Origin of the sequence: Microcystis sp. M144S2 (genome assembly GCF_020246065.1) — a bacterium.
GTDB classification, from domain to species: domain Bacteria; phylum Cyanobacteriota; class Cyanobacteriia; order Cyanobacteriales; family Microcystaceae; genus Microcystis; species Microcystis ichthyoblabe_A.
Map to the genome: position 1 here is coordinate 1 of NZ_JADBTR010000052.1, position 7,905 is coordinate 7,905.

Sequence of the window (7,905 nt, forward strand, 5' to 3'; positions counted from 1 at the left end):
AATTCTTGGGCTGCCCATTTCTCCATTTTTTTGCTTACCTCCACCTTAATTCCTTCTTTCAAAACTATACCTATCAATCGTTTCCCCTTTTTTTAAGTTTCTTCTCTTTTTGTTAAGAAAGATCCGACTAATGGATAGCTTATCAAGGGGGGCAGGGGGGATCGAACCTAAACTCCATTTTTAATTTAATTATAACCAGCTACTTATTATCCAATTACTGATGACTGATGACCGATGACTGATCACTGATTACTGGTCACTGATTACTGATTACTGATTGTGGTTATTAATTTTTACTTTAGGTATGCCGTCGGGTATTCTCGCTAGACTGGAAAATAATGCACCTCGGCTAGACAAAATCCTATGGTAAAGCTGCTCGAAAATCCTCTCCGAGTGGGATTGCGACAAGAAAGAACCCCAGAACCCCTAATCTTAGTCATTTTTGGGGCATCGGGAGACTTAACCCAAAGAAAACTGGTTCCTGCTCTCTATCAACTGAAACGGGAAAGACGACTACCGGCCGAATTAACCATCGTCGGTACAGCGCGCCGAGAGTGGAGTCATGATTATTTTCGCCAACAGATGCGCCAAGGCATCGAAGAATTTTCCGACGGGATTGGCAGTGAGGAATATTGGCAAGACTTCGCCCAAGGGTTGTACTATTTCCCCGGCAACATGGACGATCCAGAAAGTTACGCCAAAATGAAAGTCTTTCTGGAAGAATTAGACGGAATCCGGGGAACCCGCGGCAATCGAGTCTTTTATCTAGCGGTTTCTCCTAATTTCTTTCCCCCCGGTCTTAAAAACCTCGGCGCGGCGGGAATGCTGAAAGACCCAATTAAACACCGGTTAGTGATCGAAAAACCCTTTGGCAAAGACCTCAGTTCTGCCCAAGTTCTCAATCGAGTCGTACAAGAGGTTTGTCAGGAGAACCAAGTTTATCGCATTGACCACTATTTAGGCAAGGAAACCGTCCAAAACTTACTGGTGTTCCGATTTGCTAACGCCATCTTTGAACCCCTCTGGAATCGTCAATTTATCGATCACGTCCAGATTACCGTGGCCGAAACCGTGGGAGTGGAGGAGCGGGCCGGATATTACGAAAAATCGGGAGCTTTGCGCGATATGGTGCAAAATCACCTGATGCAGTTATTCTGCTTGACGGCGATGGAAGCACCCAACGCTATTAACGCCGATAGTGTCCGTGGCGAAAAAGTCAAAGTCCTGCAAGCGACTCACCTGGCCGATATTAATAACCTGGAAAAATCCGCCATCCGCGGCCAGTATAAAGCCGGTTGGATGAAAGGAAAACCCATTCTGGGCTATCGGCAAGAACCGGGGGTTAATCCCGAATCGACCACCCCCACCTACGTGGCCATGAAATTAATGGTAGATAACTGGCGTTGGCAGGGTGTCCCTTTCTATCTGCGTACCGGTAAACGTCTGCCGAAAAAAGTTTCCGAGATTGCCATCCAATTCCGCCATGTGCCGTTATTAATCTTCCAATCGGCAGCCCAACAAACTAATGCAAATGTACTGAGTATGCGAATCCAGCCTAACGAAGGTATTGCCCTCCGTTTTGAGGCGAAAATGCCGGGGTCAGAATTACGCACACGCACGGTAGAAATGGACTTTAGCTATGGTTCCTCCTTCGGTGTCACCAGCGCCGATGCCTATAATCGCCTACTTTTAGACGCTATGCTGGGAGATCAAACCCTATTTACCCGTTCTGACGAGGTAGAAGAAGCATGGCGCATCGTTACTCCCGCTCTCGCCGCTTGGGACGCTCCCGCCGATCCCGCCTCCGTACCCCAATACGAAGCGGGTACCTGGGAACCCACAGAAGCGGAATTTCTCCTTAACCGCGATGGCCGTCGTTGGCGACGACTCTAAAACAGTGAACAGTAATCAGTAATCAGTAAACAGTAAACTAAAAACTCACATCTGATAACTGATAACTGATAACTGATAACTGATAACTGATAACTGATAACTGATAACTGATAACTGATAACTGATAACTGACATGACTACCCAAAGCCCCCCCATTGTCTCCCTGCAAGCACCAAAAGATGTTTCCATCGATGTGATCGAGCAGGAACTGCGCGATATCTGGCAATCCTATAATAATAATGAGGATGGTATGGCCGCCACCCGGGCCACCACCTTTAGCTTTATTGTCTATGAACCCGACGCAGTACAGGAATTGTTAACCCTTCTCGGCTATTACACCGGCCCGATTGATGGTATTGCAGGTCCCCGGACCCACGCCGCAATCAAGGTGGCCCAGAAGGACCTAGAACTAGAAGTAACTGGGCTTTCTAGCGATGAATTTGTCGCCCGCCTAAGGGCGGCCTGGGCAGCGGAAAAAAACGCCGAGGATGGGGCTAATCATCGTCAATACGCCGCCGATTTAGATGCGATTGGAGTGGCAGATGCGATCGCTGCTTCCAATCCCTGTCGCATTATTACCCTCTGTCCCACCGCCGAGGCCGATGAAGGGGTAAAAGCCTCTGTTTCTGCCTATTGTCCCGTTAACAAACGTAGTCAGAACACTTTAGTTTGCTGTGAATACGTCACTTTAAGCGGCACAGCGGAAGCCTTGGAACGAATTGGCGGCATTATTTCCGAGTTAACTATTCCCAGTTTGCCCAAATTTCTCTGGTGGAAAGCCAGTCCCGATGCGGAATATGGACTATTTAAGCGTCTGGCCAGTCAATGTGATACGATTATCGTCGATTCCAGCACTTTTCGGGAACCGGAAACGGAACTGCTGCAAGTGGGGGATTTATTAGCCACAGATGTGCCATTAGCTGACCTGAACTGGAGTCGTCTCGCTCCTTGGCAAGAACTAACCGCCGAGGCTTTTGATCCACCGGAGCGCCGGGATGCTATTCTGGAAGTCGATCGCATCACTATTGATTACGAAAAGGGCAATCCTTGTCAAGCTTTTATGTTCCTCGGTTGGATGGCCAGCCGGTTACAATGGCGACCGGTGGGATATAGTCACCGGTCGGGAGATTACGCTATTCATCGGATTAGCTTCCTCGGTCAGGACCAGCGTTTAATTGAGGCAGAATTAGCCGGTGTTCCCGTGGCCGATTGGGGTGAAGTACAAGGAGATCTGATTAGTATTAAACTCACTTCTACTAATCTTCAGGCCGATTGTTGCACGGTAATTTGTTCGGGAACTACCGGCTGTATGCGGATGGAAGCTTCGGGAGGGGCCCAATCTTGCCGCGTTGAACAAGTGTCCCATCTGGAAGACCAAAAAACAGAAACTCTGCTAGGTAAACAGTTACAGCGTTGGGGCCAGGACGTGCTTTATCAAGAAAGCATGAAAGTCACTAGCTCTATCCTCAAATTATCCCAACCAGATTAACAAATTAGCAACAATAATCCCACCCACTTTGGAGAGACCTTGTTAACAAGGTCTCTCGATATTTATACAGCAGTCAGCACCTGATTAAAACCGATAATTGTAAGTAGGTAGGCGTTAAAAATTATCAGACACCCCCCTTATCAAGGGGGGATCAAGGGGGGATTAAAGGCAAAATCCATTTTTAATTTAATTATAACCAGCTACTTACCTTTTCAGAAAACAGGTTATTATAAAAACAGAGCTTTGCTTTCAAGGGGGCAATATGGTCGCAACCACTGAGAAACGCTACACAGTCGCAGAATACTTTCAACTAGAGGAAACTGCCACCGACAGACACGAGTATCGAGATGGAGAAATTATTATTATGACTGGGGGAACTCCTAACCATAATCGCATTGCCTTGAATTTCTGTAGAAAATTTCCCTTAACTATCCAGAATCAAGCCTATGATATATTTATCAACGATCTACGCTTGGCCATACCCGCCTATAATATGTACACCTATCCCGATATTATGATCGTTAAGGGGGAACCAATTCTTGAAAGAGGACGCACCGATACGATTACCAATCCACAGGTTATTATCGAGGTTTTATCAAAATCTACTCAAGACTATAATCGGGGTGATAAGTTTAAATTTTATCGCTCTCTTGATAGTTTTGAAGAATATATTTTAATTGATCAATATGGTTATTATATAGAACAATTTCATAAAAGAGGCGATCATTGGGCATTTCGGGATTATCACGCTCAAGAAGCGATTTTAACTTTGTTTTCTCTAGATTTTCAAATATCCCTGACAGATTTATATCAGCGGGTGGATTTTACCGCGATTGAAGTATCCTAGTGGCTCAACTATTTTTGCCGCAAAAGTATTTGTATGATTAACTCCCAATCCAACTTTAAAAACCCACTCCCTAATTCATAAAAAAAGGCGGGCCAGGACCCACCTTGTTTAAACCTGAGATATTAGAGATAATTAGGCCTCATCGAGAGCGGCAATACCGGGTAAAACCTTCCCTTCGAGTAATTCCAAACTAGCGCCACCACCGGTGGAAATATGGCTCATTTTTTCTGCAACTCCCACTTTTTCCACCGCCGCTACCGAGTCACCACCACCGATAATGGTAGTTGTACCCGTAGCGGTTAAATCGGCTAAAGTGTGAGCGATCGCATCTGTACCCGCCGCAAATTTATCGAACTCGAACACCCCCATCGGGCCATTCCAGAGGACAGATTTACAGTTAGATAAAGCTTCTTGGAAAACTTTAACTGATTCAGGTCCGATATCCAATCCCATCCAACCATCGGGAATATTTTCGACCTTGACGATTTGGGACTCGGCATCTTTATCGAATTTATCCGCTAACACCACATCAGTAGGAAGGAGGAATTCCACTCCTTTTTCTTTAGCTTTCGCTTCCAGGGATTTGGCTAATTCCAGTTTGTCCTCTTCCACCAAAGACTTACCAACACTTAAACCGCGGGCCTTGTAGAAAGTAAAGATCATACCGCCACCGATGAGCAGTTTATCGCACTTTTCTAATAGAGTTTCGATCACGCCAATTTTACTAGAAACCTTAGAACCGCCGATAATCGCCGCTAGGGGACGTTGGGGAGTTTCAATAGCTGCTTGTAGGTAGTTTAACTCTTTTTCAATCAAATAACCCGCCACCGAGGGGCTGAGATAGTGGGTAACGCCTTCCGTGGAAGCGTGGGCGCGGTGGGCGGTACCAAAAGCATCATTAACGTATAAATCGGCATTAGCGGCTAATTTTTTGGCAAAATCGGGATCATTTGCCTCCTCTTCACCGTGGAAACGCAGATTTTCTAAAAGGGCCACTTGACCGTTAGACATTTGGCTAATCGCTGCCGTGACTCCCTCACCAATAGAATCGGGACACATGACTACTTCTTGGCCCAGTAATTCCGAGAGACGTTTAGCCACAGGAGTCAGACGCAAATTTTCTTTAACTTGACCGTCGGGACGACCCATGTGGCTGCATAAAATAACCTTAGCCCCTTTTTTAATTAAATCCTCAATAGTTGGTAGTGCCGCCCGAATGCGGGTATCATCGCTGATTGCCCCGGTGGCTTTGTCCATGGGAACGTTAAAATCGACCCGGACTAAGACCCGTTTGCCCGCTAAATCGGCTTCTGTCAAATTCGCTACTGTTTTTTTTGGCACAGCCCATAACCTCCTAGATTGCTTACCGTACAATAAAGATTAAATCAGGGTATCGCTACTTGCGGCAATTACTTTGACAAAGATTATTTCAGATTTGGGGATCAGTTTTGCAGTTCCAAGACCGATTTGCCCAGAAAAATTTGATTGGAGAGACTTGTTAATTATGTTTGAGACGATTTTATTTCCCATCGACCACAGCCGCGAAAGTCGTGACGCTACCAGTAGTGTGATCGAATTAGTCAAAATCTTTGACAGTCGTTTGGTCCTGTTGTCGGTGGTGGAAACGACACCCACCGGAGAAATTGCCGCCGACGATAAGATGAGTTCGATCGAAGCGGTGGATAGATTGTTACAATCGGCCCAAGCGATTTTCGCTCAAGCTGGCATCAAGGCGGAAATGATTGAAAGGGAGGGAATGCCTTCTTTTGTCATCTGTGATGTGGCCGATGAAATTAATGCTCACCTGATCGTTATGGGTTGTCGCGGTTTAGGATTAACCGGCGAAGGTGTGTCCGAAAGCGTCACCACCAAAGTTATTAACCTTGCCCCCTGCCCAGTGTTGATTATCCCTTAATCAGTAATCAGTGAGCAGTGATCAGTTATCAGTGAGCAGTTATCAGTGAGCAGTTAAGTAGCTGGTTATAATTAAATTAAAAATGGATTTTAGGTTCGATCCCCCCTGCCCCCCTTGATAAGGGGGGTGCCGATAGGCGGGGGGATCCCCCCTTAATCCCCCCTTAATAAGCTGTCCTTTAGTCACATCTTTCTTAACATTTCAAACCTTTGTAGCACAAGGCTTTCAAGACTCGGTTAACAATCTGTAATATTCCTTGTTGACACCCTTACTGACAAGGAAAAAACTGAAATCCAGTCAGGATAAGGGTTGGAGTGCTTACTGAAAAAATTGTTAAGAAAGATCCCTATAAGGGATAGCTTAATAAGGGGGGCATCTGACAACTTTTAACGCCTACCTACTTATCAGTGAGCAGTTATCATACTAAATCCAGTTATTAAAGACTGATTATCTATTCCTCCTTTTGCCTCTTGCCTCTTGCCCATCCTGATATGTAGCCTATACTCAACGGATTTAGTATCAGATGTGAGTTTTCAGTTCACTGATTACTGTTTACTGCTCACTGAAACAAAGCTCCCCATCTCCCCCATCTCCCCATCTCCCCATCTCCCCCACTCCCCCGTCTCCTGAGAGAAATGTAACGAATTGTGAGAGTTTCAGCCGTCAACCCTTGAAAACTCGATCGATGGGGTTGCTTGAAGTAATTCTTAGGCCTAAAGTGTAATCTTAAAGTTTTATGATCAATTTTCCTGTTGATCGGAAAAAGGAGAACTCAAACACAATGGCTGAAACTGGATACAAACAGGTGGTGACACCCTACAATGATGATCCGTTCATTGGTCATCTAGCTACCCCCATTTCCGCTTCTGGTTTTACCAAAGCTTTTATTGGTAACTTACCTGCCTATCGTCCCGGTCTAGCTCCGATTCTGCGCGGTCTAGAAGTGGGTATGGCCCACGGTTATTTCCTCGGTGGTCCCTGGGTCGTCCTGGGACCCTTGAGAGACTCGGAATATGCTAATCTCGGCGGCTTAATCCCCGCTTTGGCCATGGTTCTCTTGGCTACGGGTTGTTTAGCTAGTTATGGTCTTGTCTCCTTCCAAGGTAAGGCCGCTAGTGGTGATCCTCTGCAATCCTCCGAGGGTTGGAGTCAATTCGCCGCTGGTTTCTTTATTGGTGGTATGGGTGGCGCTTTTGTGGCCTATTTCCTCCTAGAAAATCTTGGTGTCGTTGATGGCATCATGCGCGGGGTTTTTAATCAATAATTAACCCTTTTTCTACCTGATTATCATTTCCTTATTTTTTTACTAGGAGCATTTGACATGACTGGTGACTACGCAGCTTCTTATCTGCCTTGGATTTTAATCCCGATCGTCTGTTGGTTAATGCCAGCCGTGGTTATGGGGTTGTTATTTATCTATATCGAAAGTGAATCCTAATTTAGCCTAGGATTCCTACAATTAAGGGCTTGAAAATTAGCTATGTGATAGTTAGTTTTCAAGCCCTATTTTCTGAAGAAAAAAGAAAAATATTGACCAGATGAAAATGGGTAAAACCCCACACCCTACACCCTGCCCCCGGCTGCATCCCACATTTGCAGAAATACCGACAATCAGCAATTATCAGTAGATCTCTTGCAAAAGTAATCAAGATATATCCTTTTGTCGGTAACGAAGTTCGTAATTGTAGATACCAGCAATCAAATTCAATCTCAGACCAAATCGCCGTCTGCGATTTCTGTATCTTGATGAAAGTATCCGAA

At 45.5% G+C, this 7,905-nt stretch carries 7 protein-coding genes and 1 pseudogene; 6 read left to right on the forward strand and 2 right to left on the reverse strand.

From position 1 onward, the window contains the following. The first annotated feature begins 363 nt into the window (after positions 1 to 363). From zwf to IM462_RS07100, 3 genes are all read left to right on the forward strand, one after another. A complete protein-coding gene (gene zwf, locus IM462_RS07090) occupies positions 364 to 1,893 on the forward strand; it encodes a glucose-6-phosphate dehydrogenase (RefSeq protein ID WP_002736082.1) in 1,530 nt (509 codons plus the stop codon). Between the two features lie 133 nt (positions 1,894 to 2,026). Continuing rightward, the gene (opcA, locus tag IM462_RS07095) at positions 2,027 to 3,382 is read left to right on the forward strand and encodes a glucose-6-phosphate dehydrogenase assembly protein OpcA (RefSeq protein ID WP_287701731.1); all 1,356 of its coding nucleotides are present in this window, start codon (positions 2,027 to 2,029) and stop codon (positions 3,380 to 3,382) included. 262 nt (positions 3,383 to 3,644) lie between these two features. Then, on the forward strand, positions 3,645 to 4,229 hold the full coding sequence (locus IM462_RS07100; protein ID WP_008206384.1) for a Uma2 family endonuclease: 585 nt from the start codon (positions 3,645 to 3,647) through the stop codon (positions 4,227 to 4,229). 132 nt (positions 4,230 to 4,361) lie between these two features. Here the strand turns inward: IM462_RS07100 and IM462_RS07105 are convergent, their stop codons facing one another. Then, positions 4,362 to 5,570, reverse strand: coding sequence for a phosphoglycerate kinase (locus tag IM462_RS07105; RefSeq protein ID WP_287701734.1), 1,209 nt, complete (start codon positions 5,568 to 5,570; stop codon positions 4,362 to 4,364). 163 nt (positions 5,571 to 5,733) lie between these two features. On the opposite strand from IM462_RS07105, the gene IM462_RS07110 reads away from it, so the two are divergent. The 3 genes from IM462_RS07110 to IM462_RS07120 all read left to right on the forward strand — a co-directional run bounded on the left by IM462_RS07110 (position 5,734) and on the right by IM462_RS07120 (position 7,582). After that, positions 5,734 to 6,144, forward strand: a complete 411-nt coding sequence (locus tag IM462_RS07110) for a universal stress protein (RefSeq protein WP_004162196.1) — start codon at positions 5,734 to 5,736, stop codon at positions 6,142 to 6,144. A 781-nt stretch (positions 6,145 to 6,925) separates the two neighbouring features. After that, positions 6,926 to 7,408 (forward strand): photosystem I reaction center protein subunit XI, encoded by a 483-nt coding sequence (locus IM462_RS07115; RefSeq protein WP_002737469.1) that lies wholly within the window; start codon positions 6,926 to 6,928, stop codon positions 7,406 to 7,408. A 57-nt stretch (positions 7,409 to 7,465) separates the two neighbouring features. Beyond that, positions 7,466 to 7,582, forward strand: a complete 117-nt coding sequence (locus IM462_RS07120) for a photosystem I reaction center subunit VIII (RefSeq protein WP_004162778.1) — start codon at positions 7,466 to 7,468, stop codon at positions 7,580 to 7,582. Positions 7,583 to 7,789: 207 nt separating this feature from the next. Here the strand turns inward: IM462_RS07120 and IM462_RS07125 are convergent. Further along, positions 7,790 to 7,905, reverse strand: a pseudogene (locus tag IM462_RS07125) (IS5 family transposase); the annotation flags it as partial.

Excerpts from the sequence above, each read along its gene's own strand:
- zwf (WP_002736082.1), top strand. The coding sequence starts at position 364 with ATGGTAAAGCTGCTCGAAAATCCTCTCCGAGTGGGATTGCGACAAGAA.
- opcA (WP_287701731.1), top strand. The coding sequence starts at position 2,027 with ATGACTACCCAAAGCCCCCCCATTGTCTCCCTGCAAGCACCAAAAGAT.
- IM462_RS07100 (WP_008206384.1), top strand. The coding sequence starts at position 3,645 with ATGGTCGCAACCACTGAGAAACGCTACACAGTCGCAGAATACTTTCAA.
- IM462_RS07110 (WP_004162196.1), top strand. The coding sequence starts at position 5,734 with ATGTTTGAGACGATTTTATTTCCCATCGACCACAGCCGCGAAAGTCGT.
- IM462_RS07115 (WP_002737469.1), top strand. The coding sequence starts at position 6,926 with ATGGCTGAAACTGGATACAAACAGGTGGTGACACCCTACAATGATGAT.
- IM462_RS07120 (WP_004162778.1), top strand. The coding sequence starts at position 7,466 with ATGACTGGTGACTACGCAGCTTCTTATCTGCCTTGGATTTTAATCCCG.